Source organism: Nodularia chucula CCY0103, assembly GCF_963923915.1.
Lineage (GTDB): Bacteria > Cyanobacteriota > Cyanobacteriia > Cyanobacteriales > Nostocaceae > Nodularia > Nodularia chucula.
In genome coordinates, this window is sequence record NZ_CAWUOL010000237.1 from 1 (window position 1) to 413 (window position 413).

Consider the following 413-nt stretch of genomic DNA (forward strand, 5'->3'; position numbering starts at 1 on the left):
CGCCCAAATAAAGCAAGACCTGCAAGAAATCCTCAAGCAACTGCAACAAACTGACCATAAGAGCGAATGGCTAACTGAAACTTCCCCCGCAATGCAGTATCTCTGGGGAAAGCCACAATCACCCAGACATCAACAGGGTGTAGGGGGTAGGGTGTCGGGTGTGGGGAAAGAAGAGGATGGGGATTGCAACGCCAACATGACTCTTAATTCCAAACTTGCAGATTCTCAGACTAAAAGTTTTTCCTCTACACCCTACACCCCATACCCCACACCCAGAGCGCCCATTCCTCCCCCACCTGATACCGAGGATGGGAAGGAATGGGCGCGACCTGATGAAGTGATGTTTTGGGGAGCCTTTCCCGACCACGCACCTGATGAATATCAAGCGGCTGTCCTCAAACACACCCAAGAAA

The 413-nt window shown here is 51.3% G+C and carries 1 protein-coding gene; it reads left to right on the top strand.

The features are described 5' to 3' along the window. Nucleotides 1-413 (top strand): hypothetical protein (locus tag ACM0OP_RS24390; protein WP_414530980.1); only part of this gene is annotated, 413 nt, incomplete at both ends.